This is a genomic window from Variovorax flavidus (genome assembly GCF_030317145.1).
In the GTDB taxonomy this organism is placed as follows: Bacteria; Pseudomonadota; Gammaproteobacteria; order Burkholderiales; family Burkholderiaceae_C; genus Variovorax; species Variovorax flavidus.
Genome location: NZ_JASZYE010000001.1, coordinates 859,358 through 885,682 on the forward strand (window position 1 = coordinate 859,358; position 26,325 = coordinate 885,682).

The following is a 26,325-nucleotide window of genomic DNA, read 5'->3' on the forward strand; positions in this document are numbered from 1 at the left end:
TCGCTTGGGGCGGCCCGGCGCCGCGCTCATCGAACCGGCAATCCGTACATCAGGCCGCCCTTGTTCCACAGATTGTTCGATCCGCGCGGCAGCTTGAGCACCGACTTCGGTCCGACATTGCGCTCGAAGACCTCGCCGTAGTTGCCCACCGCCTTGATCGCGCGGTAGGACCAGTCCTTGTCCAGGCCCAGCAGCTTGCCCAGGTCATCGCCAGTGCCGACCAGGCGCTGTTGGGCAGGGTCCTTGCTGGCGGCCTTGAGCTCGTCGATGTTTCCCTGCGTGATGCCGTACTCCTCGGCCTCGATCAGCACATTGGGCACCCACTTGGCAATGGCGAACCACTCGTCGTCGCCGCGGCGCACCAGCGGTGCGAGGGGCTCCTTCGAGATCAGCTCGGGCAGGATGACGTAGTCGTCCGGATTGGGCGCTTCCTTGTTGCGCAGGCCTGCCAGCGCCGAGGTGTCCGTCGTGAAGGCCTGGCAACGGCCTGCGAAGAAGGCCTTGAACGAGGCTTCGAAGCTCTCGAACACGACCGTCTTCACCGGGATGTTCTGCGCCTTGAAATAGTCGGCGACATTCTTCTCGTTGGTGGTGCCCGACTGCGTGCAGATGGTGGCGTTCTTGAGTTGCTTGGCGCTGGTCACCTTGATCTTCTTCGGCACGAGGAAGCCCTGCCCGTCGTAGTAGGTGATGGTCGTGAAATGGAAGCCGAGCGATGCATCGCGCGTCAGCGTCCACGTGGTGTTGCGCGCCAGGATATCGATTTCGCCGGCTTGCAGGGCCGAGAAGCGCTGCTGCGAATTGAGCGGCACGAACTCCACCTTCTTGCCGTCGCCCAGCACCGCCGCCGCGATGGCGCGGCAGGTGTCGACATCGAGCCCCGACCAGTTGCCCTGCGTGTCGGGCGCCGAGAAGCCGGCCACGCCATTGGTCACGCCGCATTTGACGGTACCGCGCTGCTTGACGGCGTCGAGGGTCTTGCCCGCAAAGGCCGGTGCGGCCGCAAAGGCCAGGACGGTGGCGACAGCGGCAAGCGCCGGACGGATGCGTTGATTCATTCTGGGATCCTCTTCTCTCTCTTCGAAATGGAAGCAGCGGGCAGTTTACGGGCGGGTGCCGGAGTCTGCCAAAGAACCTCCGGTAGGAAGCAAATTCAGCGAAACGCCCTCCTTATCGACCACAATCGCGCCTGTTTTTTCAACTGAAAGGCTTTCTCATGATCCGCTCCGACGACACCGGCAAACTCGTTCTGCGCCTCGCCCTCGGCATCCTGATCCTGTTGCACGGCATCTCCAAGATCACCGGCGGGGTCGGCGGTATCGCCGGCATGCTCACGTCACATGGCCTGCCCGGTGCGCTGGCCTATCTGGTCTTTGTCGGCGAGATCGTTGCACCGGTCCTGCTGATCGTCGGCATCTACACGCGACCGGCCGCCTGGATCACGGTCATCAACATGCTGGTCGCCATCTGGCTCGTGCATCTCAAGGACATCGGATCGCTCGGCAAGACCGGCGGCTGGGCCCTGGAACTGCAAGGCATGTTCCTGTTCGCCGCATTGGCATGCGCCTTCCTCGGCGCCGGCCGCTTCAGCGTCGGGGGCACCGGCGGCAAGTACAACTGAAACAGGAACCGAAGGCGGGACGACCTCAGTCGTCCTCGCTCGCATCGAGGCCCGGAAACAGGACCTCGGTGTAGCCAAAGCGCGAGAAATCGCGCATCCGCATCGGATACAGCTTGCCCAGCAGGTGGTCCACCTCGTGTTGCACGACGCGGGCGTGAAACCCGCTCACGGTGCGGTCGATCGGGTCGCCATAGGGGTCGAAGCCCGTGTACCGGATGTTGGCGAAGCGCGGCACCACGCCTCGCAGGCCCGGCACCGACAGACAGCCTTCCCAGCCTTCCTCTTCCTCCGCGCCGATCGGCGTGATGACCGGATTGACCAGCACGGTCCGTGGCACCACCGGCGCGTCCGGATAGCGCGGGTTGACGGTATCGGTGCCGAAGATCACAACTTGCTGGTCCACCCCGATCTGCGGCGCGGCCAGACCGGCGCCGTTCACGACATGCATGGTCTCGAACATGTCCCGCACGAGCAGGTGGAGGTCGTCGGTGTCGAAAGCGGCGACCGGCTGCGCAACGCGCAGCAATCGGGGGTCGCCCATCTTGAGGATTTCGCGAATGGCCATCGCGGCATTATCGGATGGCCTGCGACCGAAGACTGCCGAGGTCTAACGTCTCCAGCCCCGTCCGCCGTACACGCCCGGGCCACGCGCATAGGCGCCACCGTAGTAACCGTACCGGCCGTAGTAGCCCGGATACCCGTAGTAACCCCCGCGACCGTAGTATCCGGGGCGCCCGTAGTACCCACCCCAGTAGGCCGGACGTCCCCAATAGCCGCCCCAGTAGCCGCCACCCCAGTAATTGCCCCAGCAGCACCCTCCGGCGACATAGACCGAGGGCGAAACGACCACCGGTCCCGGCTCGACGTAGTAGGGATAGGTGCCGGTGTAGTACGGGCCCGGGGCAACACAGCCGCCCAGAAAAGCGGCAGCGCCGATGGCGATGCCGGCCGACAGAGAACGAATCCGGTTCATTCGAGCCTCCTGGGGTCATCCTCCCATTCAACGGGCCGTGGGCAGCGTTGTTGACAGGGAAGATACCGAAGGCTCTACGGTAGACCTTTTTCGAGGATCTCGAGCATCCGGGCTTCGTCGATCACCGCTACGCCCAGATCGCGCGCCTTGTCGAGCTTGCTGCCTGCCTCAGCCCCGGCCACCACGAAGTCTGTCTTCTTGCTCACGGAGCCAGCCACCTTGGCACCAGCCGACTCCAGTTTGTCCTTGGCCTCGTCGCGACCCAGCGTAGGAAGCGTCCCGGTGATCACGAAGGTCTTGCCCGCGAGCGGTCGGGGGGCACGCGCGGCAGGTTCGCCCTCTTCCCAATGCACGCCACACGCACGCAGCTGCTCGACGACTTCACGGTTGTGCGCCTGATCGAAGAATGTCCGGAGGCTGGTCGCGACCACTGGTCCCACGTCATTGACTTCGAGAAGCTGCTCCTCGGTCGCGTCCATGATCGCGTCGAGCTTGCCGAAATGCTTGGCGAGATCCTTGGCGGTGCTTTCGCCGATGTGCCGAATGCCCAGGCCGAACAGGAAGCGCGGCAGCGTGGTCTTCTTGGAAGCCTCCAGTGCATCGACGATGTTTTTCGCCGACTTGTCGGCCATGCGGTCCAGCCCCGCCAGCGTGCTGAAGCCGAGCTTGTACAGATCGGGCAGCGTGCGGATCAGGTTGGTGTCGACCAGTTGCTCGACCAGCTTGTCGCCCAGGCCCTCGATGTCGAGTGCGCGCCGCGCCGCGAAATGAAGGATCGCTTCCTTGCGTTGTGCACCGCAGAACAGGCCGCCGGTGCAGCGGTAGTCGACCTCGCCCTCTTCGCGCAAGGCATCGGACCCGCAGACCGGGCACTGGCGGGGCATGGTGAACACCGGGCCGCGCTGCTCGTCGGGCCTTGCCGCGCTTTCGGGCAGCACGCCGACCACCTCGGGAATGACGTCGCCTGCGCGCCGCACGATGACCGTGTCGCCCACACGCACGTCCTTGCGCCGCGCTTCGTCCTCGTTGTGCAGCGTGGCGTTGGTCACCGTGACCCCTCCCACGAATACGGGCGCCAGCTTGGCGACCGGCGTGAGCTTGCCGGTGCGGCCCACCTGCACCTCGATGGCCAGCACCTCCGTGAGCTGCTCCTGCGCCGGGTACTTGTGCGCCACGGCCCAACGCGGCTCGCGTGAGACGAAGCCGAGTTGCCGCTGCAGTTCGAGGCTGTCGACCTTGTAGACAACCCCGTCGATGTCATAGGGCAGCGCATCGCGCTGGCGCCCCATCGTCTCGTGGAACGCGATCAGCTCGATCGCGCCGCGCGCGCGCGTGGTCTGCGTCGCGACCGGAAATCCCCAGGCGTGGAACTGTTGGAGCCAGTCGAACTGCGTCGGGCAAGTCGGGCCGCCCTGTTCGGGCGGCGTGACTTCGCCGAGCCCATACGCAAAGAAGCTCAACGGCCGGTTTGCCGCGATCGCCGGATCCAGCTGGCGCACCGCGCCGGCCGCGGCGTTGCGCGGGTTCACGAACACCTTCTCGTTCTTCTGGCCCGCCGCGATCTTCTCGCGCTGGCGCTCGTTGAGCGCGTCGAAGTCGTCGCGCCGCATGTAGACCTCGCCGCGGACTTCCACAACCGGCGGAATCTCCGAAGCCTCGCCCCGCAGCCGCAGCGGAATCTGCTGCACTGTGCGGATGTTCTGGGTGACCTCCTCGCCGATCTCGCCGTCGCCGCGCGTCGCAGCCTGCACCAGCACGCCATCTTCGTAGCGCAGGTTGAGGGCCAGCCCGTCGAACTTGAGTTCACAGACGTACTCGACCTGCGGCGCGTCCTCGGCGAGCCCGAGTTCCTTGCGCACGCGCGCGTCGAAGGCGCTGGCACCGGCCGGCGTGATGTCCGTCTCGGTCCGTATCGACAGCATCGGCACCTTGTGGCGCACCTTGACGAAGCCATCGAGCGGCTTGCCGCCCACGCGCTGCGTCGGTGAATCGGGCGTGCGCAGGTCGGGGTATTCGGCCTCGATCGCCTGCAGGCGCTGAAAGAGCTTGTCGTACTCGGCGTCCGGCAACTCCGGCGCATCGAGCACGTAATAAAGATGAGCGTGGCGGTGCAGCTGCTCGCCCAATGCGGCGGCTTCGCGAGCCGCGTCTTCGTGCTTCGTCGTCATGGGGATCTCTAGCTGAAGAGTCGACGTGCCAAAGGTGACCCGGCGGAAAGATCGCGCGAATCCAGCGTGTCGTAAAGCTGCTCCAGGTCGCCGCCGATCACATCCATGGTCTCGTCGCGCAAAGGCTGCCCATCGCTGTCGGTGACGACGCCGTCCATCTCGCGCGCGAGCGTGGAAGCAGCTTCGCGCATGCGCTCGAAGGGCCGCTCGCTGCGGTCGACCTGGGGTACGTCGAGGCTCAATGTCAGTTCGCGGATCGCGGATTGCGCCGGGTCATCGGCCAATGCGGCCTGCGTGTCGAAGGACAGGCCCAGGATCGGCGGCAACCCCACCTCGCCCGCGGGCAGCACCATGCGCCCCGGAATGATGCCGGCCACGAAGCCCAGCCGCGCGGCGTTCTGCTGCACGTAACCCGGACTCCACGCGGCATGCCGTGCACGCAGCACGAAGCTCAACTGGGCATCGTGCGAACTCGCGAACTGGTCGAGTTCGCGGGCCCGCCCCACTTCGTCGAGCATCTCCGGGAACTCCGGTGCGCCGTTGACGGCATCGGCAAAGGCTTGCGCCTTGACGACGAATTCGGAGTACTCGATCTCGTTGAGCGCGCCCGTGCGATTGGCCATCTGCACGCCGACCTGGAAGGCGCCGTAGCGCTGGCCCGGCACCGCCGGCTCCCATTCGCCCGTGTGTTCGTTGAGGCCTTCGACTGCCACCGGCTTGCTGCCCGCGCGTCGCGTCGCGGGCATGGCGGCGATCGCGGCATCGCCCGAGGCAAGACCGTCGAGCGACACTGGCGCGATCACGTCGATCAGCGGATCGAGGCCGCCGCGTCGGTCTGCCGTGGGCACTGGCAATGCGGTGGGCGCGGGCAGGTCGGGGTCGAACAGCGGCTCGTGCCGCTCGTTGCCGGATACCTGGTGCGGATCGACGTGGAGCACAGGCTCCTGGTCGCCCTTCTGCTGCGGGATGTCGGAGTCGGGCGGCTCGCTGTCCTTGGCGTCCGGCTGACGCGGAGCGTTGCGGTGCGAGGTCCAGGCGTTGTAGCCGACGACGGTGGCAAGGACGAGTCCGCCAAGAATGGCGAGGGCGACGGTGAGGCTGCTCATGGACCGCGTCGACTCAGGCTGCTTCGACCATCGAGACGGCCGATTCCATGTCCACGGCCACGATGCGCGAAACGCCCTGCTCCTGCATGGTCACGCCAATGAGTTGTTCGGCCATTTCCATCGCGATCTTGTTGTGGCTGATGAAGAGAAACTGGGTTTCGCGGCTCATGGCGGTCACGAGCTTTGCGTAGCGCTCGGTGTTGGCGTCGTCCAGCGGCGCATCCACTTCGTCCAGCAGGCAGAACGGCGCGGGGTTGAGCTGGAAGATCGCGAACACGAGCGCGATGGCCGTCAGCGCCTTCTCGCCGCCCGACAACAGATGGATGGTCTGGTTCTTCTTGCCGGGAGGCTGTGCCATCACCTGCACACCGGAGTCGAGGATCTCGTCGCCGGTCATCATGAGCTTGGCATTGCCGCCGCCGAACAGCTCGGGGAACATGCGACTGAAGTGCTCGTTGACGATCTTGAAGGTGCCGCCGAGAAGGTCGCGCGTCTCGGCATCGATCTTGCGAATCGCGTCCTCCAGTGTGCCGATGGCCTCGTTCAGGTCGGCCGACTGGGAGTCGAGGAAGGTCTTGCGCTCGCGCGCCACGTTCAGCTCGTCGAGCGCCGCGAGGTTGACGGCGCCGAGCGACGCCACTTCACGGTTCAGGCGATCGATCTCGCTTTGCAGGCCAGTGAGCCGCACCTTGTCGGTTTCGATCGACAGGGCAACTGCTTCGAGATCGGCCTCGGCATCGGTCAGCAGTTGTTGATACTGCTCGAAGCCCAGGCGCGCCGCCTGTTCCTTGAGCTGGAAATCGGTGATGCGCTGGCGCAGCGGGTCAAGTTCTCGTTCGAGTTGCAGGCGGCGTTCGTCGCTGGCGCGCAGTTTGAGCGTGAGGTCGTCGTATTGGCTGCGCGAGGCGCCGAGCGCGGATTCGCGTTCGAGCTTGAGCGACAGCGCATCCTGCAGGCCGGCCTGCGCCGCCGCGTCGGACAGGCGACCGAGTTCGGCCCGGGCGCGTTCGTCCTCCTCGTTCAGCGACACGGTCTGCTGCGTGGCGGTTTCGATGGCGCGGCTGAGTTCGCCGCGGCGCGCTTCGAGCGTACGCTGCGCGAAAGTCGCTTCCTGCGCCTGGCGCTCCAGGCTGCGATGCTGTTCGCGGCTCGCGGCCAGCGCGCGCCCCGCTTCGATCACGCGTTCGTCGAGTTGGGCGTGGCGTTCCTGGCTGTCGGCCAGTTGCATGTCCAGCTCTTCGAAGCGCGACTCGGCAGCGATGCGCCGCTCCTGCAATTCCTCAAGCTGCGCGACCACTTCGCCGAGATCGTTGGACAGCTGCTCGCTACGGGCACGCGTCTGCTCTGCCAGTTGCGAGAGGCGCAGTGTCTCGACCTGAAGCTCGTGGGCGCGCGACTGCGTGTCGGCGGCTTCGCGGCGCGCCGTGACAAGGCGCTGGGCGGCGTCGCCGTAGGCGGCCTCGGCGCGTGCAAGCGCAGTGCGCGACTCGTCGGCGATGAGCGTCTGGGCGCGCAACTGCCGCTCCAGGTTCTCCATTTCCTGCTGGCGGGCCAGCAAACCGGCCTGCTCCGAGTCCTGGGCATAGAAGCTCACGCTGTGCGCGGTGACGGCGTGCCCGCTCTTGACGTAGATCACCTCGCCGGCCTGGAGCTTCTCGCGCTGCGCGAGCGCGTCCTCCAGCGTTTCCGCTGTGAAGCAGCCGTGCAGCCATTCGTTCAGCAAGGCCTGCTGGCCGGCGTCGCTGAGGCGCAGCAAGTCCGACAGGCGCGGCATCGTGGCCGGGCCCTGCGGAACACCAGCCACCGGCGGCGTGTAGAAAGCCAGCTTGGCCGGCGGCGCATCACCGCCGAAGGCTCGGACCATGTCGAGCCGGCTGACTTCGAGCGCGCCCAGGCGCTCGCGCAAGGCGGATTCGAGGGCGTTTTCCCAACCCTGCTCGATGTGGATGCGGCTCCACAGGCCTTGCAGGCTTTCGAGGCCGTGCTTGGCGAGCCAGGGAGCGAGCTTGCCGTCGGTCTTGACCTTTTCCTGCAGCGCCTTGAGCGCCTCGAGCCGTGCCGAGAGTTCGGCATGGCGTGCGCCTTCGGTGTTGACGGCCTGCTGGCGTGTGCGGCGATCGTCGTCGAGTTGCGGCACGGCCTCCTGCAGGTCCTGCAACCGTGCATCGGCTTCGGCGGATGCTTCCTGCGCAGCGGCGAGTTGTTCCTGGAGATCGCGCAAGCGCGCTTCGTCCGGCGCCGCCAGCGCGTTCTGGTCGCTGCGCAGACGCTCGGCACGCTGGTTGAGCTGGCGGCTCTGCTCTTCGATGTTGCGCTGGTCGGCCGCGAGCACCTGGATCTGCTGCTGCACCTGCCCGACGGTTGCGCGCTGGGCGTTGGCCTCGTCCTGCGCGCGCTGTTGCGCGTCCTCCAGTTCGGGCATGCGGGCGTCGTGCTCTTCGAGCTGCGCGGCCAACAGTTCGGCTTGCTCTTCGGCATTCACGCCCTGGCCGGCCAGTGTCTCGATCTCGGCTTCGGCGTCCTCGCGGCGGGCGCTCCATTGCGCGATCTGTTCGCGCAACTGCACAAGCCGCTGCTCCACCCTCTGGCGGCCTTCGACCACGAAGCGGATCTCGCCTTCGAGCCGGCCGACTTCGGCGCTGGCCTCGTACAGCTTGCCCTGCGCCTGGTTGACCTGGTCGCCTGCGGCGTAGTGCGCCTGCCGCACGGTTTCGAGTTCGGCCTCGATGTGGCGCAGATCGGCCGTGCGCGATTCGAGGTCGTTGATGGCCTTCTCGGCGTCGGCCTTGATGCGGCTCTGGTCGGCTTCGCTTTCCGTGCGCTTCAGGAACCACAGCTGGTGCTGCTTGCGCGTGGCGTCGCCTGTCAGCGAGTTGTAGCGCGCGGCGACCTCGGCCTGCTTCTCGAGCCTTTCGAGATTGCTGTTGAGTTCGCGCAGGATGTCTTCGACACGGGTGAGGTTCTCGCGCGTGTCGCCGAGCCGGTTCTCGGTCTCGCGGCGGCGTTCCTTGTACTTGGAGACGCCGGCAGCTTCTTCGAGGAAGAGTCGAAGTTCCTCGGGCTTGGATTCGATGATCCGGCTGATCGTCCCCTGGCCGATGATCGCGTAGGCGCGGGGCCCGAGCCCGGTGCCCAGGAACACGTCCTGCACGTCGCGCCGGCGCACCGGCTGGTTGTTGATGTAGTAGCTGGAGTTGCCGTCACGCGTGAGCACGCGCTTGACGGCGATTTCCGCGAATTGCGCCCACTGGCCGCCGGCCCGGTGGTCGGCATTGTCGAACACCAGTTCCACACTCGAACGGCTGGCCTGCTTGCGCGTGGTCGTGCCATTGAAGATGACGTCCTGCATCGACTCGCCGCGCAATTCGGAAGCGCGCGATTCGCCGAGCACCCAGCGCACGGCATCCATGATGTTTGACTTGCCGCAACCGTTGGGCCCGACCACCCCCACAAGTTGGCCCGGCAGCAGGAAATTGGTGGGTTCGGCGAACGACTTGAAGCCGGAAAGCTTGATGGAATTGAGACGCACGGCGGGTCAGCCCAAAGGCAAGGTGTTGATTTGTAAGGAGATTTCACTGGCCTGGACCCGGAAGATCGGCCGCCACCTGAGGCGAGGATGATAACGTGCGAGCCATGAGCGAGACCCCCGTTTTCCCTGCCTTCCGACGCCGTGTCTTGCTGTCTGTCGCAGCCGTCGCGGCCATGGGCGGAGCCGCATGCACCTCGACCGAGCGCGCCGAGCCCTACGCCAACAACGAATGGCTGCAAACGGGCACCAATCGCATCGCCAACCTCGCGCTGCGCGACAACCTCCAGTCCGTCCGCCGGGTGCAGGTGTCGCTGTACCGGCGCAATCCGCGCGAATGGCGAAAGTGGGCCACCAGTGCGGACGACGCGATCAAACGCACCTGGGATTCGGTCTCGCAGGAACCGGCCCTGCCCCAGCTGCGAGGCGCGACCGGCATCGATGCCATCCGGCTGGCCTTCGAGACGACCGGGCCCAAGCCCTACGAGGGCGACCGCGTCGCGGCGCTGGTGGTCGGCTGGGCCTCGCTGCTCAAGCAGGCCAACGGAAACACCTGGGAACAGAGCATGCTCGACGGGGTAGACGCCGAGAACAGCTTTCGCGCGGCGCGCAATGTGGAGATTTCGCTTTGGCTCATCGGCTCCAAGACGGGGCCCGACGGCCAACCCTTGCTGCTGGCGACCGAGATCAGCGAGCGCGGGAGAAACCTGGTGGTCGATCGCGAACTGTCCAAGGTGGTAGCGCGACTCGATCTGCTGGCCGCCCAGGCCGATGAAAAGTACCGCCGTGCGGCGCTCGACTTCAGCCAGAACTGGTTTTTGGGTAGTCTCGGGCCGTTCTTCTCGATGGTTCCCAGGAACTGACGCCGACAAATGGCCACCGAAGCTCTTTCGCATGCACTGCGTATTGCGCTGATGATGCTCTGCGCAATGGCCAGCGGCTGCGGGCTCCTCCAGGCCGATCAGCAAATGAGGCGGCTGGGCGACGCGATGTACTTCACCGGCGTCGCGGAGACCGAGAAGGAAGCTCGCGGCCCGATCGTGGTCGTGCTCTACCGCCTCGGCACCGCGCCCGAACCCGTGTTTCTCGACGTGATTCCGAGGAGCCGGGGCGTCTATCACCTGGCAGGGCCGCCTGGCTCCTACGGGATCCTCGCCTTCGAGGACGTGAATCGCGACATGGTCTACGAGGCCGGCGAGCCCGCGGTGCTCTACGAAGGAACCGCGCTCAGCATCGATGCAGTCAACGATCCCCCGACGGCGGCGCAAGGCCTTGGCCGCATCAGGATTCCAGCCACCGCGACCGCCAAGATCCTGCCGCCCGTCTTCGACGAGGCCTATGCCGCGCTCGTGCGCCGGCGCAACGAGGGTTTTGGCGCGCAGGCCGCCATCGATGAAGGCCGATTCGCACCGGGCCGGGTGCGCGAAGGTCTTTTCCAACCCCTGCGCTTCATCGAGGAAGGCCGCGCCGGGCTCTTCATGCTCGAACCCTACGATCCGAAGCGCATCCCGGTGATCTTCGTGCACGGGGCGGGCGGATCGCCGCGCGACTGGGAGTTCGTCATCGACAAGCTCGATCGAACGCGCTTCCAGCCGTGGGTCTTCTTCTATCCCTCGGGCTTCTCCATCGGCCTCTCAGCCCTGTTTTTGAACAATGCTGTCGACGAACTTCACTACCGGTATGCCTTTCCCACCAGTGTCGTCGTCGCGCACAGCATGGGGGGACTGGTGGCCCGGGGCGCATTGAACATCATCGTGCGCGAAGGCCGCGCGCCGCCGGTGCACCACGTGGTGACGATCTCCACGCCTTGGCTGGGCCACTCGGCTGCGCGCTGGGCGGACATCGGGCCGACGCGCGTCCCCGGTTCATGGCTCGACATGGCACCCGACTCGCCCTACCTGAGCGAACTGATGGTCGTCCCGCGGCCCTCCGCCATCCGGTACACGCTGTTCTTCGGCTTCGGCGGGCGCTCGCGCTTCGTTTCCGGCAACAACGACGGCGCCGTGTCGCTCGACAGCGTGCTGGCGCCAGATATTCAATCGCGCGCGGATGTCGTCTTCGGCTTCGACGAGGACCACGTCTCGATTCTTCGGTCGAGCGAGATGGTCGACAAGCTCATGCAGCGCATGCGTGACGAGGCGAACCGACTGCCCGCCCTCCCCTGAGCGCCTGGAGCGCATCCAAATGAGCAAATCATTCGACATACGCTGGCTCCGACAACTCGGCCCCTAGAATGAAATCGCACATTCCAACCCATTCACCCAGGAACCTCATGAGCTCCATCAATTTCATCGGCGGCGAAAAGGGCGGTGTCGGCAAGTCGGTCACGGCACGGGTTCTGGCGCAGTACTTCATCGATCACAGCCGGCCCTTCGTCGGCTTCGACACGGACCGCTCGCACAGCTCGTTCACCCGCTTCTATGAAGGCTTCGCCTCGCCGGTGGTGGTGGACAGCTTCGAGGGCCTCGACACAGTCGTGAACGGTTTCGAAACCAATCCGCAGCAAAGCGTGATCGTCGACCTGGCGGCGCAGACGCTGGCGCCGCTTTCACGCTGGATCAAGGAGTCCGACCTGTTCGACGTGTTCGACGAACTCGGCGTTGCCGTCAACTTCTGGCATGTGCTTGACGACGGGAAGGATTCGAGCGACCTGCTGGGCGTGCTGATCGACACCTTCGGCAATCGGCCGAACTACATCGTGGTGCAGAACTACGGCCGCGGAAACGACTTCGGCCTGCTGCTCGGGTCGCAGTCGCTCAGCAAGGCGACGGCGAACGGCGCTCGCGTCATCGCCCTGCCCCGGCTGCACGACGCCAGCATGCGCAAGATCGATGCGCGCAACACCAGTTTCTGGAAGGCGGTCAACGACCGCGAAGGCCCGCACGCCCTGGGGCTGCTCGAACGCCAACGCGTGAAGACCTGGCTGGCGACCGCCTACGCGGCCTTTGACACCCTGCCGCTCTGACGCGCGGGGCGGAAGAGCAAGACCAGCAACAGCACCGCGAGCACGGTGAAAGCGATGAAGGACCAGTTCGCGATCGACAGGCCGAGGAAGGTCCAGTCGATCTGCGAGCAATCGCCAGCGCCGCGGAAGATCATCGGCAAGGCGCGCTGCAGCGGAAAGGTCTCGATCATCCCGTAGATGTCGCGGCCGCAGGACACGACTTCCGGCGGATGCCATTGCAGCCAGCTCTGGCGCGCGGCGGTGTAGGCGCCGCCGACGGCCATGACGAGCCCCAGCAACGAGCCTGTCGCCTGCAGTCCCCTGCGGCTGCTCGCCGCCGCGAGACCCGCGAAGACGGCGACCAGCACGAGCGCATAGCGCTGAACGATGCACATGGGGCACGGCTCGAGGCCGACCACATGCTGCAGGTACATGCCGAAGGCGAGCATCGCCACGCAGGCGGCGCAGATCAGCGCGAGAGCGCGTCGAGGCGCACCAAAATACCAATCGATCACGGCGAAACCCATTCTTCGACGAACACCCGGGCCTTGCGCGGCGTGGCGACAACGGTGTCGCCTTCCTTCAGGCCCAGGTCCCGGAACTGTTGCGCAGGGAGTTGCGCTTCGATGATGGTTCCGGAGCCAGGATTATCTGGATTCGATTCGACCGGTTCGAGTTCCAGGCGCGCGATGGGACCGACGACGATCGCGCGGCTCAGGGTCGCGACGATGCCGGTCGCGCCCGCCGTGTAGCGCTCGACCTTCAGGTCGTGCGGGCGCACATAGGCCAGCGCCTTGCCGTCGCGGAAGGCGCTTTCCTGCGTGTCGATGCGGATACCCTCGACATGCACTTCGCCCTCGTGTGCCCGGCCGTGGAACAGGTTCACATCGCCGAGGAAGCCGTAGACAAAGGGGCTCGCCGGATGGTCCCACACATCCTGCGGAGAGCCGACCTGCTCGACGCGGCCGCTGTTCATCAGCACCACGCGGTCGGCCACTTCGAGCGCTTCTTCCTGGTCGTGCGTGACGAAGATGCTGGTGACGTGCAGTTCGTCGTGCAGGCGACGCAGCCAGCGGCGCAATTCCTTGCGCACCTTGGCGTCGAGCGCGCCGAAGGGCTCGTCTAGCAGCAGCACCTTGGGCTCCACCGCCAGCGCGCGGGCCAGTGCGATGCGCTGCCGCTGGCCACCCGACAACTGCGACGGATAACGGTCGGCCAACCAATCGAGTTGCACCAGCTTCAGGAGGTCATGTACCTTGGACTTGATCTGCGTCTCGCTCGGGCGCACGCTGCGTGGCTTGACGCGCAGGCCGAAGGCCACGTTCTCGAACACCGTCATGTGGCGGAAGAGCGCGTAGTGCTGGAACACGAAGCCCACCTGGCGTTCACGCACGTGCACGTCGGTGGTGTCCTCGCCCGAGAACAGGATGCTGCCGGCATCCGCGGTTTCCAGGCCCGCGATGATGCGCAGCAGCGTGGTCTTGCCGCAGCCCGAGGGGCCGAGCAATGCGACCAGTTCGCCCGACGAGACGTCCAGGCTCACATCGCGCAGCGCGTGGAAGTCGCCGAACTGCTTGCTGACGTTGCGGATTTCGATACTCATGGTTTCTCTCTTTCAGGTCGCGACGGCCGTCGGTCGTTCCGGCGGCAGGTCGGCGATGGCCTTCATCTCGCGCTCATGGCGCCATTCGACGAAGGACTTGATGACGAGCGTGACCAGCGCCAGGATCGCCAGCAGCGAAGCCACCGCAAAGGCGGCGACGGACTGGTATTCGTTGTAGAGCACTTCCACATGCAGCGGCATGGTGTTGGTCTGGCCTCGGATGTGGCCCGACACGACCGATACCGCGCCGAACTCGCCCATGGCGCGCGCATTGCAGAGAATCACCCCGTAGATCAGCCCCCACTTGATGTTGGGCAGCGTCACGCGCCAGAAGGTCTGCCAGCCGGTCGCACCCAGCACGATCGCGGCCTGCTCCTCCTCGGTGCCCTGCGCCTGCATCAGCGGGATCAGTTCGCGTGCGATGAAGGGGAAGGTCACGAACACGGTCGCAAGCACGATGCCAGGCACGGCGAAGATGATCTTGATGTCATGCGCCGCGAGCCACGGCCCGAACCAGCCCTGCGCGCCGAACACCAGCACGTAGATCAGGCCGGCCACTACCGGCGATACCGCAAAAGGCAGGTCCACCAGCGTCGTGAGGAAGGCCTTGCCGCGGAACTCGAACTTCGCGATGGCCCAGGCGGCCGCGATGCCGAAGACGAGGTTCAGGGGCACCGCGATCGCTGCCGTCAGCAGGGTCAGGCGGATGGCGCTCCACGCATCGGGTTCCTTGAGCGCATCCACGTAAGCGCCGAACCCCTTGCGCAATGCCTCGGCCGCGACGGCGGCAAGCGGCAGCACGAGGAAAAGGAACATGAAGGCCAGCGCAATGCCGATCAGTGTCCAACGCACCCATGCCGCTTCGGTCGTACCCGCTTTTTCGCGGCGGATGGTCCGGGCGTTCGCGCTCATGACGAGGCCCCCGAGCGACGACGTTGCCATCCCTGCAGTCCGTTGATGACCAGCAGCAGGACGAAGGAAATCACCAGCATCACCAGCGCCACGGCTGTCGCACCCGCGTAGTCGTACTGTTCGAGCTTGCCGATGATGATCAGCGGCGTGATCTCCGAGATCATGGGCATGTTTCCGGCGATGAAAATCACCGAGCCGTACTCGCCGATCGCGCGTGCAAATGCCATCGCGAAGCCGGTCAGCAGCGCCGGCATGATCGATGGCAGGATCACCTTCGTGAAGGTCTGCAGGCGCGTCGCGCCGAGACTGGTCGCGGCTTCTTCGAGCTCTTTCTCGGTGTCTTCAAGCACAGGCTGTACCGTGCGCACCACGAAGGGCAAGCCGATGAAGATCAACGCGATCACCACGCCCGCCGGCGTGAAGGCCAGCTTGATGCCCATCGGCTCGAGGAATTGGCCGACCCAGCCGTTGCCGGCGAGCAGCGCAGTCAGCGAAATGCCGGCCACCGCCGTCGGCAAGGCGAACGGCAGGTCCACCAGCGCATCCACGATGCGCTTGCCCGGAAACTTGTAGCGCACCAGTACCCACGCGACGAGCAGGCCGAACACGAGGTTGACCAGTGCAGCGATCAGCGAGGCACCGAAGGTCAGCCGATACGAAGCCATGACGCGCGGCGCCGTCACCGCCACCCAGAAGTGCTCCCAGTTCATCGTGAAGGTCTTGAAGACCAGCGCCGACAGCGGGATCAGGACGATCAGGCTCAGGTAGAGCACCGAATAGCCGAGCGTCAGGTGGAAGCCCGGCAGCACGCGTCGGGACACTCCTGTGTTGCCCGCACGCGCAAGCGGCGCCGCCGAGGACGGCAGCGCCGAGGAAACTGCACCGCTCATTTACTTGCCGCCGGGCGTGTAGAGCTTGTCGAACTGGCCGCCGTCATTGAAGTGCACCTTCTGCGCTTCGCTCAGGCTGCCGAACAGTTCCTGCACCGTGAAGAGCTGGACCGGCTTGAAGGTCGAGGCGAACTTCTTGAGCACGGCTTCGGAACGCGGGCGCAGCGCATGCTTGGCCGCAATCTCCTGCGCTTCGTCGGAGTAGAGATAGTCCAGGTAGGCCTTGGCGAGTTCGCCGGTGCCCTTCTTCGCGACCGTGCGCTCGACCACGGCGACCGGGTTCTCGGCCAGGATGCTGATGGACGGATACACGGCATCGACCTTGCCCGCACCGAATTCGCGATCGATGGAGACCACTTCGGATTCGAAGGTGATCAGTACGTCGCCGATGTTGCGTTGCAGGAAGGCGGTGGTCGCGTCGCGGCCGCCGCGGGCGAGGATGGGCACGTTCCTGAACAGCTTGCCGACGAACTCGGCCGCCTGCGCGTCGGTGCCGCCCTTCTTCTTCACATAGCCCCAGGCCGCGAGGTAGGCGTAGCGGCCGTTGCCGCCGGTCTTCGGGTTGACGATCACGACCTGCACGCCGGGCTTGATCAGGTCGTCCCAATCCTTGATGCCCTTGGGGTTGCCGTTGCGCGTCAGGAACAGCATCGTCGACGTGGTGGGCGCGGCGTTGTACGGGAAGCGCTTGGCCCAGTCCTTGGCCACGACGCCGGCATTGGCGAGGAACTCGATGTCGGTGGTGGTGTTCATTGTCACCACGTCGGCCTCCAGGCCGTCGGCCACGGCGCGCGCCTGGGCGCTGGAGCCTGCGTGCGACTGGTCGATCTTGACTTCCTTGCCCGTGGTCTTCTTGTAGTTGGCCACGAAGGCGGCGTTGTAGTCCTTGTAGAACTCGCGCGCCACGTCGTAGGAAACGTTGAGGAGCGTGGTCTGGGCCGAAGCGGCGCCACTGGCGGCGAGCACCAAAGCGCCGAGGATCGTCTTGATTCTGGAAGTCATAGAGTTGCCAAAGGTTCGAAATTTCGACGGCCGTCCATGAGAGTGGTCGGCTCGTCCGTCAGGGATTGGAGCAGCGCCAGGCCCAAAGGCCAGTCGCCATGCCCGGATTCGATATTGATGTGGCCGGCATTCTGCATCCGAACGAATTCGCTTCCCCAGGCGCGGGCATACGCGCCCGCCAACCGCACCGGGCAATAAGGGTCGTTGCTGCTTGCCACGACGATGCTGCGGTACGGCAGTTTCGCATGCGGCACGGGCGCGAAATCAGTCAGCACGGCGCGGCGCTCAGGGTCCGCTGGCGCAACAAGCAGTGCGCCGCCGATGCGCGCGGCAGCCGCTTCCGACAAATGTGTGGTCGCGATGCAGCCCAGGCTATGGGCGGCGATGACCACCGGGCCCGGACTTTCGAGCACGAGCTTTTCGAGCGAAGCCACCCAGGCGGCGCGATTCGGCGTGACCCAGTCGTCCTGCTGCACGCGCACGGCGCCCTGCATCCGCTCGGCCCAAAGGCTCTGCCAATGGCCGGGACCGGAGTCTCGCCAGCCCGGCACGATGACGATGGTCGGGCGAGTCACGCGGGGCCGATGAGGTTGAGGGCGATGTCGCCGGATCGCAGGGTCGCCATGGTTGCTCTTGGATGGGAGGGGGACCGGCGATTCTCTAAAGCATTGCTTCAATGACAAACGAATATCTACTTGTTTGAATATGGCGTTTTGCGCATAAGGACTCACCCGGCAAGATCGTGCGGCTCGTCGCTGTCCAGGTTTTCGACCAGAAAGTCGATCAGCCGCCGCACCGCCGGCACCAGCGCACGACGGGCTGGGAACATGACGTGGGTGATGCCCGGCGCGGGCCCCCAGCCCGGCAGCACTTCCACCAGCGTCCCGGATTTGAGTTCGTTGCGGCACATGTAGTCGGGCAGCACCGAAGCGCCGGTCCCCTGCACGACCGCGAACTTGAGCGTCAGCAGGTCGTCGGCGACGTAACGCGGCGTGTGCGTGTGCACGATCACCTTGCCCGCCGGGCCTTCGAGGCGCCAGTTGGCGCGTCCATCGCCAGTGGACATCGCCACGGTGTCGATCTTGTGCAAGTCCGCCGGCAGCAGCACCGGCCCCTGGCGCCGAAGCTGTTCGGGATTGCCGACCAGGATGCCCCGGCTGATGCCGAAGGTCTTCGCGACCAGCGTGGCGCTGTCCTCGATCTCGGGCCGAACGCGCAGCGCGAGATCCACGCCCTCCTCGACCGGATCGACCGGCCGGTTCAGTACGCGCATCTCGACACGCACCGCGGGATAGCGCGCCATGAACTGCGGCATGAGTGGGCCGACGCTGCTTTGCGCCAGCGTCACGGGGCAGCTCAGCCGCACCGTGCCGCTCGGCTCGGTCTGCACCTGAGCCACCGCTTCGGCCGCCGCCTGCGCCGCATCGCGCATCGCGGCGCAATGCCGCAGATAGATCTCGCCGGCGGGCGTCAGCGACAAGCGCCGGGTGCTGCGCTGCATCAGCTGAACCCCGAGTTCGGCCTCGAGGTCGGCCACCCGCCGTGACAACCGGGATTTCGGCACACCTAGCGCGCGGCTCGCTGCGGCAAAGCCGCCCCGCTCCGCGACCTCGGCAAAAAACACCATGTCGTTCAGGTCTTGCATCGCCTCATTGTCCTATCTATGGAACGATTTAAGCCATTTTTGCCGACTTATCAAAGAATCGCCACAAAAATAGAATTCTCCCCACGCCGACCGATTTCAGTGCCGGCACTTTCCAAGAAAGAGCATTGATCATGAAACTGCTGCACGTCGATTCCAGCGTCCTGGGAACCAACTCCGTTTCCCGCCAACTCACGGCTGAAGTGGTGGCGGAATGGCGCAAGGGCCATCCGAACACGACGGTCGAGTACCTCGACCTGGCGGTCGATGCTCCCAATCACTTCAGCGCTGACGCACTTGGCATCAAGGTTGGCGTGCAAGCCGAGCCGACGGAGGCCCAGCGTCACGAGAACGAAGTCTCCGAGCGCCTGGTGGCCCAGTTCCTCGCCGCGGACGTGATCGTGGTTGGCGCCCCGCTCTACAACTTCACGGTGCCGACCCAGCTCAAGGCCTGGATCGACCGCCTCGCGCAAGCTGGCCGTACCTTCAAGTACACCGACAAGGGCCCCGTCGGCCTCGCCACCGGCAAGACCCTGATCGTCGCTTCGACCCGCGGCGGCATCTACTCGACCAGCGAAGGCGGCCAGGCGATGGAACACCAGGAAAGCTATCTGAAGGTGGTCTTCGGCTTCTTCGGCGTGACCGATGTGCGCTTCGTTCGCGCCGAAGGCGTGGCGATGGGTGATGCTCCCAAGGCCGCTGCGATCGGCTCGGCCCGTGCCGACATCGCTGCAGCCATCGGCAAGGCTGCCAATCAGGATCAGGCCACCCTGGCAGCTTGATTCTCAGGCTGAGCCTTCGCCCGATGCGGGCGGGGGCTCAGCCCTTGTGGCTCTTGACCCAGGCCACGTATTTTTCCACCCAGGTCTGCAGGAACTGCTTGCTTCCTTCGGCGATGTGGCCCTTGTCGTCGAACATGCCTTCCTTGTTCTGCAGGAAGACCTCCGGCTGGCCAAGGGTCGGCACGTCGAGGTAGGCCAGGATGGTACGCAGATGCTGCTGCGCAACCGCGGTGCCCACGGCGCCGACAGACACTCCCACCACACCTGCCGGCTTGCCGGCCCATGCGCTCTGGCCGTAGGGCCGCGACGCGTTGTCGAGCGCATTCTTGAGCACGCCCGGAATCGAGCGGTTGTACTCGGGCGTGACGAACAACAGGCCATCGGCGGCCGCGATCTCAGTCTTGAGACGCTTGACCGCCGGCGCCTGATTGCCGTCCTGGTCCTGGTCATAGAGCGGCAGGTCGTCGATGCGCACATGCTCGAAGGTGAAATCCTCGGGAGCGAGATGCGCTATCGCCAGTGCGAGCTTGCGATTGAACGAATCCTTGCGCAGGCTGCCGATGACGACAGCAATCTTGGTCTGGCTCATGAAAACTCCTTGGAAGCGGGGTTGAAGAGAGTCGCGACAAATTGTGCAAAGCGCACAAGACCTTATCTAGAAAAGGCTGATCACGTCGCCCGGCGCTGCGGTGCGTTCTGCAGGCTGGCCTGCGAGACGCTGGCACCCGGCGGCACGTCGTCGGTGATCCACACGTTGCCACCGATGGTTGCGCCCTTGCCGAGCGTGACACGGCCGAGGATGGTTGCGCCGGCATAGATCACGACGTCGTCCTCCACCACCGGATGGCGCGGCTGACCCTTCTGCAGATTGCCTTCGACGTCGATCGGGAAGCGCTTGGCGCCCAGCGTCACGGCCTGGTAGATGCGCACACGCTTGCCGATCACCGCGGTTTCGCCGATGACGACCCCCGTACCGTGGTCGATGAAGAAGCCCGCGTCGATCTGCGCGCCCGGATGGATGTCGATGCCGGTCTGGCTGTGCGCCAGTTCAGCCACGATGCGCGCAAGCAGTGGCAGCCCGAGCCCGTAGAGCCGGTGTGCCAGACGATGATGAACCATCGCGAGGATGCCCGGATAGCACAGGAGCACTTCGTCGACGCTGCGTGCCGCCGGGTCGCCCTGGAAGGCCGCGAGCACGTCGCCGTCGAGCAGGCGCCGGATGCCGGGAAGCGCAGCCGCGAATTCACGCACCGCGGCCGTGGCTTGCGCATCGATTTCCTCGGCTGCACGCGGCTGATGGCGCGCCGTGTAGCGCAGCTCGAGCGAGGCTTGCACCCACAGCGACTGCAGTGCCGAATCCAGTGTGTAGCCGACATAGAAATCCTCGCTCTCGTGCCGCAGGTCGGGCGGACCGAGGCGCATCGGAAAGAGCGCGCCTTTCAGGGACTCCACGATCCCTGCCAGCGCGTCGCGCGAAGGAAACTCGCGGCTGCCGGGCTCGCGCGAGCGCTTCTGTGAATCGCGCCATTCGTCGCGTGCAGCGCGCAGCGCGGAGACGATGTCGCTGACGTCGAAGTGAGACATGCCTTGTCCTCCGGTGGTGGGGTTCGACCATGCAGCATCGCACAAAACCCCACCGCGACCGGGTTACTCGGCAGGTTTCCCTGCCAAGTGCTGTCCCGACGGCTTACCAGCTCGCGAGGACCGAACCCTTGAACTCGTTCTGGATGTAGTTGCGCACCTCGTCCGAGTGGTAGGCCTTCACCAGCTTGGCGACCCAGGGCTTGCCCTTGTCCGCCTCACGCACGACCAGGATGTTCACGTAGGGGCTCTTCGCGCCCTCCTTTGCGATCGCATCCTTGCCCGGATTGAGGCCGGCGGAGAGCGCGAAGTTGGTGTTGATACCGGCGGCATCGAGGTCGTCGAGCGTACGCGGCAGCTGCGCCGCATCGACCTCGACGAACTTGATCTTCTTCGGGTTCTCGATCACGTCGAGCGGCGTGGCCTTGAGGCCGGCTTCGGGCCTGAGCTTGATCAACCCCTGGTCCTGCAAGAGCAGCAGCACGCGACCTCCGTTGGTCGGGTCGTTGGGCATGCCGAAGCGCGCGCCTTCCTTCAGATCCTTCAGGTTCTTGACCTTCTTCGAATAGATGCCGATCGGGAAGTTGACGGTGTAGGCCACGTCCACCAGCTTGTAGTTGCGGTCCTTGACCTGCTGGTCGAGGTACGGCTTGTGCTGGTAGCTGTTGGCGTCGAGATCGCCCGCGGCCAGCGCGGCGTTCGGCTGCACGTAGTCGCTGAACTCGACGACCTGGATCTTGAGGCCGTCCTTCTCGGCGACCTTCTTGACCTGCTCGAAGATCTGGGCGTGCGGGCCGCCGGTGACGCCGATCTTGAGCGGCTTGTCCTGCGCAAATGCCGGCGCGGTCGCAAAGCCCGTCACGATCGCCAGGGCGACGACCGACTGGAGAAGCTTGCGTTTGGGTTGATTCATGAAACGTGTTCCTTGTGGGAGAGAGAAAAAAACTACTTGTGGCTGAGCCTGCGCACCAGCCAGTCGCCACCACTTTGCAGCGCCTGCACGAACAGGATGAGGACGATCACCACGGCGAGCATCACCTCGGGCAGGAAGCGCTGGTAGCCGTAGCGAATGCCCAGGTCGCCCAGGCCGCCCCCGCCGATCGCACCCGCCATCGCCGAGTAGCCGGTGAGGCTCACGAAAGAGATCGTCACGCCGGCCACGATGCCGGGCAAGGCTTCGGGCAGCAGCACCTTCCAGACGATCTGGCGCGTGGTCGCGCCCATGGCCTGGGCCGCCTCGACGAGACCGCGATCGACCTCGCGCAGCGAGGTTTCGACCAGCCGTGCCACGAAAGGCGCAGCCGCGATGCTCAGCGGCACCACGGCCGCCGCGGTGCCGATCGACGAGCCCGTCAACAGGCGGGTGAGCGGGATGATCGCCACCAGCAGGATGATGAAAGGTGTCGAGCGCACCGCATTGACGATGGCGCCGACGATTCGATTGGCGGGCCGATTCTGCAGAACGCCGCCCGTATCCGTGAGGTGCAGGTACACGCCGAGCGGAACGCCGACCGCGGCACCGATCAATCCCGAGATGCCGACCATCACGATGGTTTCCCAGAGCGAGGTCGCGAAGAGTTCCAGCATGGGGCCGGTGAAGACGTCAAACATGCGCCACCTCCTGCACCACGACGCCGGCGCCGCGCAGATACGCGACCGCCGATGCCACCGATTCGCCCGCGCCTCGCGCCAGCACGGCCAGCGAGCCGAAAGGCCGTCCCTGGATCTCGTCGACCTGGCCATGCACGATCGACAGGTCGATCCCAAAGCGGCGAATCACCTGCGACAGCAGCGGCTGGTCCGCCGCGTCGTCGCCTGCGAAAGCCAGGCGCAGGAGCTGGGGCGCCTGGCTGCCACCGTCGCGCATCAGGGCGCGGATCCGCGCCAGCACGCTCTCGGGCAAGGCCTGTGGCGCGATGTCGTCGAGCAGGCTGCGCGTGGTCTCGTGCTGCGGCCGTGTGAAGACGTCGAGCACGGCGCCCTGCTCCACGATGCGGCCATGGTCGATCACCGCGACCTGCTGCGCGAGTTGCTTGATGACCTGCATCTCATGCGTGATGAGCACGATGGTCAGGCCGAACTCACGGTTGATCTGCTGCAGCAGCGCGAGGATCGAGCGCGTGGTCTCGGGGTCCAGTGCCGAGGTGGCTTCGTCTGAAAGCAGCACCTTCGGCCGGTTGGCCAGCGCACGCGCGATGCCCACGCGCTGCTTCTGGCCGCCGCTGATCTGCGCCGGATAGCGGTCGCGCAGGCCGGTGAGGCCCACGAGTTCAAGCAACGGCTCGACGCGGGCCTGGATGTCCGACGGGCGCAGGCCCGCAAGTTCGAGCGGCAGCGCCACGTTGTCATAGACGGTGCGCGAAGCCAGCAGGTTGAAGTGCTGGAAGATCATGCCGATACCCTGGCGAGCGGCGCGCAAATCGGCATCGTCCAGTGCCGTGAGCTCGCGGCCGTCGACGCGCACGCTGCCGCGCACGGGGCGATTGAGGAGATTGATGGTGCGCACCAGCGAGCTCTTGCCCGCCCCGCTGCGCCCGATCACGCCGAACACTTCGCCCGGCGCCACCGTCAGGTCGATGCCCTTGAGAGCCTCGACCGGCCCGCTCGGGCCGTCATAGATCTGGTGAATGTCAGAGAGTTGGATCATCCCCATTTTAAAGCTTGGCGATCGACACCTCGGTCGACTTCACCAGAGCGACCACATCGGAACCAGGCTTGAGCTGCAGCTCGTCGACCGAGCGCGTGGTGATCACCGAGGTCACGATGCCCCATGCGGTCTCGACGTCGACTTCGGAAACGACGTCGCCGCGGATGATCTCGCGGACCTTGCCCTTGAACTGGTTGCGGACGTTGATGGCTTGGATGGACATGGAAAGCTCCTTGGTTGAAAAAGAAAGGTCAGGAATCGCCTGCGCTCACACCGCCCAGCGCAGCACGTGTGCAGGACCATCGGCCCAGCGGGTGTCATTCGCCGGCTCGGAGTTGTCGGGTTTTTGCAGCACGCGATCGAGAATGCGTTTCTCGATCGCCGCGAAGGCCGGATCGCCTTGCGAGCGCGGCCGCGCCAGCGAGATGGTTTCGTCCAGCGCGATGCGGCCGTCCTCGATCAGGATCACGCGGTCGGCCAGCGCAACGGCCTCCTGCACGTCGTGCGTGACCAGCAGTGCGGTGAAGCGATGGCGCTGCCACAGGCTCTCGATCAGGCGGTGCATCTCGATGCGAGTGAGGGCATCGAGCGCGCCCAGCGGCTCGTCGAGCAGCAGCAGACGCGGGTGGTGCACCAGCGCCCGCGCCAGCGACACACGCTGCCGCTGCCCGCCCGACAGGCGTGCCGGCCATTCGCCGCGGCGCTCCGCCAGGCCCACCTGCGCCAGCACCTCCTCGCCACGCGCACGGCTCTCCGCGGGCAGGCCCAGCGTCACGTTGTCGAGAACGCGGCGCCACGGCAGCAGCCGCGCTTCCTGGAACATGATCCGTGTGTCGTCATGCAAGCCATCGATGGCCTTGCCGTCCGTGTAGAGCGCGCCCTCGGAGGCCTCTTCGAGACCTGCGATCAGCCGCAACAAGGTGCTCTTTCCGCAACCGCTGCGACCGACGATGGCGATGAATTGCCCCGGCTCGATGGAGAGCTGCGTGTTGCGCAGCACCTCGCGTTCGCCGTAGCGCTTGGACAAGCCGCGGATGTCCAGGCGCACGCCGCCCGGACCCTCGTCGTTCGTTGGATGGAGGATGGCGCTCATGGTCTTCAGGCTCCCGGGGTGAACAGCGCCACATCGAGCGCATTGATTTTTCTGGGCAGCAGCTTCTCGGCGAAGAAGGCATCGGCAATGCGTTGCTGTTCGCCGAGTCCGCCGGACACCACCGGCCGTACTTCGTAGCTGCGGCGCGCGTTGGCCTGCTCGACCGTGGCGGCATCCAGGCCCCACACGGGCGCAAGCAACGCTGCCGCTTCCTTGGGCTTCTGCTTGACCCAGGCGCCCGCCTTCTGCAGTTCGCTGTACAGCACGCGCAGGACATCCGGCCGGGATTGCGCGAAAGGCGTGCCTGCCAGGTAGTAGCGCTGGTAGGACGCGATGCCGGTGCCGTCGGCCAGCACGCGCACGCTGGATTGCCTCTGCGCTGCGGAAAGGAACGGATCCCACACCACCCACGCGTCGATCGCACCGCGTTCGAAGGCCGCGCGTCCATCGGCCGGCGTGAGGTACGCGGGCTCGATGTCCTTGAACGTGAGACCCGCCTTGTCGAGCGCGGCGATCAGCAGGTAGTGCACGCCCGCCGCCTTGGCAAACCCGACCTTGCGACCCTTGAGATCGGCAACCGAGCGAATCGGCGAATCAGCACGAACCACGATGGCCTGGGCCGATGGCGAAGGTGCCTCCTGCGCCACGAAGGTCAGCTTGGCGCCAGCCGCCTGGGCGAACACCGGCACGGTGTCGGCCACGTCGGCACTGAAGTCGAGGTTGTCGAGATTGAGCGCTTCCAGCAGCGGCAAGCCGCTGGTGAACTCGTGCCAGCCGATCTTCACGCCCAGCGGCGCGAGTTGGCGTTCGAGCGTGCCCAGGGTCTTCAGCACCACGATCAATGTCGACGACTTCTGGTAGCCGATGCGCACGGTCGACGGCGTGTTGTTCTGCGCGAAGGCCAGGCCGCCGGCGACCGAAGCCAGCGTCGCCAGTGCACCGCGACGGGTGAAGGACAGTGTGCGAGTCATCTTCGTTGCTCCTTCACTTCGCGACGCTGTAGCCGGGATGCCAGCGCAGCCACCAACGCTCCAGCCCGCGCGCAAACAGGTCGGCCAGCTTGCCGAGCAGTGCATAGAGCAGGATGCCCACCAGCACGATGTCGGTCTGCAGGAACTCGCGGGCATTCATCGTGAGATAGCCGATGCCGGATTGCGCGGAGATGGTCTCCGCCACGATCAGGATCACCCACATCAGCCCGAGCGAGAAGCGCAGGCCGACGAGGATCGACGACATCGCGCCCGGAAGAATCACTTCCTTGTAGAGCTGCCAGCGCGTGAGCCCGTAGGTCCGACCCATCTCGATGAGTTGCGGATCGACGTTGCGGATGCCGTGGAAGGTGTTGAGGTAGATCGGAAAGAACACCGACACCGAGATCAGGAACAACTTGGCCGATTCGTCGATGCCGAACCAGAGGATCACGAGCGGGATCAGCGCCAGCGCAGGAATGTTGCGCACCATCTGGATGCTGGAGTCGAGCAACGTCTCGAAGAACTTGACCGAACCCGTCAGCAAGCCCAGTGCGAGGCCCAGACCGCCGCCGATCGCGAGCCCGGCCAGAGCGCGCCCGGCACTCACCTTCACGTGCGTCCACAGCTCGCCCGACACGGCCAGCGTCCACGCGGCCTTGACCACGTCGATGGGCGCGGGCAGCACCCGGGTCGAGAGCCAGCCGAGCGACGAGGCGATCTGCCACACCACGATGAGGCCGACCGGCACGAGCCAGGGGACGAGGCGCCTGGCGACGCCGATCGCGAAGGCCTTGGGGGCGTTCAGCGATGGCGCGGAGGCTGGCAAGGTCTGCACTTGTTCAGTCATGGAAGTCCTTTTGAATC

Annotated in this window: 27 protein-coding genes; 5 read left to right on the forward strand and 22 right to left on the reverse strand. The window is 65.5% G+C overall.

Translation table 11 applies throughout. From position 1 onward, the window contains the following. Positions 1-26: 26 nt before the first annotated feature. Positions 27-1,058 carry an amino acid ABC transporter substrate-binding protein gene (locus QTH90_RS04155; protein WP_286663254.1) on the reverse strand — a complete coding sequence of 344 codons (1,032 nt, stop codon included), beginning with the start codon at positions 1,056-1,058 and terminating at the stop codon, positions 27-29. Between the two features lie 158 nt (positions 1,059-1,216). Between QTH90_RS04155 and QTH90_RS04160 the strand changes: the two genes are divergently transcribed. Beyond that, positions 1,217-1,621, forward strand: a complete 405-nt coding sequence (locus QTH90_RS04160) for a DoxX family protein (RefSeq protein WP_286663255.1) — start codon at positions 1,217-1,219, stop codon at positions 1,619-1,621. A 25-nt stretch (positions 1,622-1,646) separates the two neighbouring features. Here the strand turns inward: QTH90_RS04160 and def are convergent, their stop codons facing one another. The 5 genes from def to smc all read right to left on the reverse strand — a co-directional run bounded on the left by def (position 1,647) and on the right by smc (position 9,397). Beyond that, positions 1,647-2,186: a peptide deformylase gene (gene def / locus QTH90_RS04165; RefSeq protein ID WP_286663256.1), complete on the reverse strand. Its 540-nt coding sequence runs from the start codon at positions 2,184-2,186 to the stop codon at positions 1,647-1,649. A 42-nt stretch (positions 2,187-2,228) separates the two neighbouring features. Continuing rightward, on the reverse strand, positions 2,229-2,594 hold the full coding sequence (locus tag QTH90_RS04170) for a hypothetical protein (RefSeq protein ID WP_286663257.1): 366 nt from the start codon (positions 2,592-2,594) through the stop codon (positions 2,229-2,231). A gap of 74 nt (positions 2,595-2,668) precedes the next feature. Continuing rightward, on the reverse strand, positions 2,669-4,762 hold the full coding sequence (gene ligA, locus QTH90_RS04175; RefSeq protein ID WP_286663258.1) for an NAD-dependent DNA ligase LigA: 2,094 nt from the start codon (positions 4,760-4,762) through the stop codon (positions 2,669-2,671). An 8-nt stretch (positions 4,763-4,770) separates the two neighbouring features. Next, complete coding sequence (locus QTH90_RS04180; RefSeq protein WP_286663259.1) at positions 4,771-5,868, reverse strand: cell division protein ZipA C-terminal FtsZ-binding domain-containing protein; 1,098 nt, start codon at positions 5,866-5,868, stop codon at positions 4,771-4,773. A gap of 13 nt (positions 5,869-5,881) precedes the next feature. Next, a complete protein-coding gene (gene smc, locus QTH90_RS04185) occupies positions 5,882-9,397 on the reverse strand; it encodes a chromosome segregation protein SMC (RefSeq protein ID WP_286663260.1) in 3,516 nt (1,171 codons plus the stop codon). Positions 9,398-9,501: 104 nt separating this feature from the next. Between smc and QTH90_RS04190 the strand changes: the two genes are divergently transcribed. The 3 genes from QTH90_RS04190 to QTH90_RS04200 all read left to right on the forward strand — a co-directional run bounded on the left by QTH90_RS04190 (position 9,502) and on the right by QTH90_RS04200 (position 12,359). Beyond that, positions 9,502-10,257 (forward strand): hypothetical protein, encoded by a 756-nt coding sequence (locus QTH90_RS04190; RefSeq protein WP_286663261.1) that lies wholly within the window; start codon positions 9,502-9,504, stop codon positions 10,255-10,257. A 9-nt stretch (positions 10,258-10,266) separates the two neighbouring features. Further along, positions 10,267-11,559 carry an alpha/beta fold hydrolase gene (locus QTH90_RS04195; RefSeq protein ID WP_286663262.1) on the forward strand — a complete coding sequence of 431 codons (1,293 nt, stop codon included), beginning with the start codon at positions 10,267-10,269 and terminating at the stop codon, positions 11,557-11,559. Between the two features lie 107 nt (positions 11,560-11,666). Continuing rightward, on the forward strand, positions 11,667-12,359 hold the full coding sequence (locus QTH90_RS04200; RefSeq protein ID WP_286570075.1) for a P-loop NTPase family protein: 693 nt from the start codon (positions 11,667-11,669) through the stop codon (positions 12,357-12,359). Here the strand turns inward: QTH90_RS04200 and QTH90_RS04205 are convergent. The 7 genes from QTH90_RS04205 to QTH90_RS04235 all read right to left on the reverse strand — a co-directional run bounded on the left by QTH90_RS04205 (position 12,329) and on the right by QTH90_RS04235 (position 18,390). Next, complete coding sequence (locus QTH90_RS04205; RefSeq protein WP_286663263.1) at positions 12,329-12,865, reverse strand: disulfide bond formation protein B; 537 nt, start codon at positions 12,863-12,865, stop codon at positions 12,329-12,331. The two genes, QTH90_RS04200 and QTH90_RS04205, sit on opposite strands and share 31 nt — an antisense overlap. Further along, a complete protein-coding gene (locus QTH90_RS04210; protein WP_286663264.1) occupies positions 12,850-13,941 on the reverse strand; it encodes a sulfate/molybdate ABC transporter ATP-binding protein in 1,092 nt (363 codons plus the stop codon). Before QTH90_RS04210 ends, QTH90_RS04205 begins: the two co-directional genes overlap by 16 nt. A gap of 12 nt (positions 13,942-13,953) precedes the next feature. Beyond that, positions 13,954-14,853, reverse strand: coding sequence for a sulfate ABC transporter permease subunit CysW (cysW, locus tag QTH90_RS04215; RefSeq protein WP_286664458.1), 900 nt, complete (start codon positions 14,851-14,853; stop codon positions 13,954-13,956). Continuing rightward, complete coding sequence (cysT, locus tag QTH90_RS04220) at positions 14,850-15,743, reverse strand: sulfate ABC transporter permease subunit CysT (protein ID WP_286663265.1); 894 nt, start codon at positions 15,741-15,743, stop codon at positions 14,850-14,852. Before cysT ends, cysW begins: the two co-directional genes overlap by 4 nt. Continuing rightward, positions 15,744-16,745 (reverse strand): sulfate ABC transporter substrate-binding protein, encoded by a 1,002-nt coding sequence (locus QTH90_RS04225; RefSeq protein ID WP_286663266.1) that lies wholly within the window; start codon positions 16,743-16,745, stop codon positions 15,744-15,746. Beyond that, the gene (locus QTH90_RS04230) at positions 16,742-17,320 is read right to left on the reverse strand and encodes an RBBP9/YdeN family alpha/beta hydrolase (protein ID WP_286663267.1); all 579 of its coding nucleotides are present in this window, start codon (positions 17,318-17,320) and stop codon (positions 16,742-16,744) included. Before QTH90_RS04230 ends, QTH90_RS04225 begins: the two co-directional genes overlap by 4 nt. Positions 17,321-17,472: 152 nt before the next feature. Next, complete coding sequence (locus tag QTH90_RS04235) at positions 17,473-18,390, reverse strand: LysR family transcriptional regulator (RefSeq protein WP_286663268.1); 918 nt, start codon at positions 18,388-18,390, stop codon at positions 17,473-17,475. Between the two features lie 131 nt (positions 18,391-18,521). Between QTH90_RS04235 and QTH90_RS04240 the strand changes: the two genes are divergently transcribed. Beyond that, complete coding sequence (locus QTH90_RS04240; protein ID WP_286663269.1) at positions 18,522-19,169, forward strand: FMN-dependent NADH-azoreductase; 648 nt, start codon at positions 18,522-18,524, stop codon at positions 19,167-19,169. Positions 19,170-19,206: 37 nt separating this feature from the next. Here QTH90_RS04240 and QTH90_RS04245 read toward each other — a convergent pair whose 3' ends face one another. The 9 genes from QTH90_RS04245 to ssuC form a co-directional block, all read right to left on the reverse strand. Continuing rightward, positions 19,207-19,758, reverse strand: a complete 552-nt coding sequence (locus QTH90_RS04245; protein WP_286663270.1) for an NADPH-dependent FMN reductase — start codon at positions 19,756-19,758, stop codon at positions 19,207-19,209. A gap of 80 nt (positions 19,759-19,838) precedes the next feature. Further along, positions 19,839-20,753, reverse strand: coding sequence for a serine O-acetyltransferase EpsC (epsC, locus tag QTH90_RS04250; protein WP_286663271.1), 915 nt, complete (start codon positions 20,751-20,753; stop codon positions 19,839-19,841). Between the two features lie 103 nt (positions 20,754-20,856). After that, positions 20,857-21,663 (reverse strand): MetQ/NlpA family ABC transporter substrate-binding protein, encoded by an 807-nt coding sequence (locus QTH90_RS04255; protein ID WP_286663272.1) that lies wholly within the window; start codon positions 21,661-21,663, stop codon positions 20,857-20,859. 32 nt (positions 21,664-21,695) lie between these two features. After that, positions 21,696-22,361, reverse strand: coding sequence for a methionine ABC transporter permease (locus tag QTH90_RS04260; RefSeq protein ID WP_286570063.1), 666 nt, complete (start codon positions 22,359-22,361; stop codon positions 21,696-21,698). Then, a complete protein-coding gene (locus QTH90_RS04265) occupies positions 22,354-23,397 on the reverse strand; it encodes a methionine ABC transporter ATP-binding protein (protein WP_286663273.1) in 1,044 nt (347 codons plus the stop codon). The genes QTH90_RS04260 and QTH90_RS04265 overlap by 8 nt, the downstream gene beginning before the upstream one ends. Before the next feature lie 7 nt (positions 23,398-23,404). Further along, positions 23,405-23,620 (reverse strand): TOBE domain-containing protein, encoded by a 216-nt coding sequence (locus QTH90_RS04270; RefSeq protein ID WP_028250350.1) that lies wholly within the window; start codon positions 23,618-23,620, stop codon positions 23,405-23,407. 45 nt (positions 23,621-23,665) lie between these two features. Next, positions 23,666-24,490, reverse strand: coding sequence for an ATP-binding cassette domain-containing protein (locus QTH90_RS04275; protein ID WP_286663274.1), 825 nt, complete (start codon positions 24,488-24,490; stop codon positions 23,666-23,668). Between the two features lie 5 nt (positions 24,491-24,495). Beyond that, positions 24,496-25,461: an aliphatic sulfonate ABC transporter substrate-binding protein gene (locus tag QTH90_RS04280; RefSeq protein WP_286663275.1), complete on the reverse strand. Its 966-nt coding sequence runs from the start codon at positions 25,459-25,461 to the stop codon at positions 24,496-24,498. 13 nt (positions 25,462-25,474) lie between these two features. Continuing rightward, complete coding sequence (gene ssuC / locus QTH90_RS04285) at positions 25,475-26,308, reverse strand: aliphatic sulfonate ABC transporter permease SsuC (RefSeq protein WP_286663276.1); 834 nt, start codon at positions 26,306-26,308, stop codon at positions 25,475-25,477. Between the last annotated feature and the right edge of the window lie 17 nt (positions 26,309-26,325).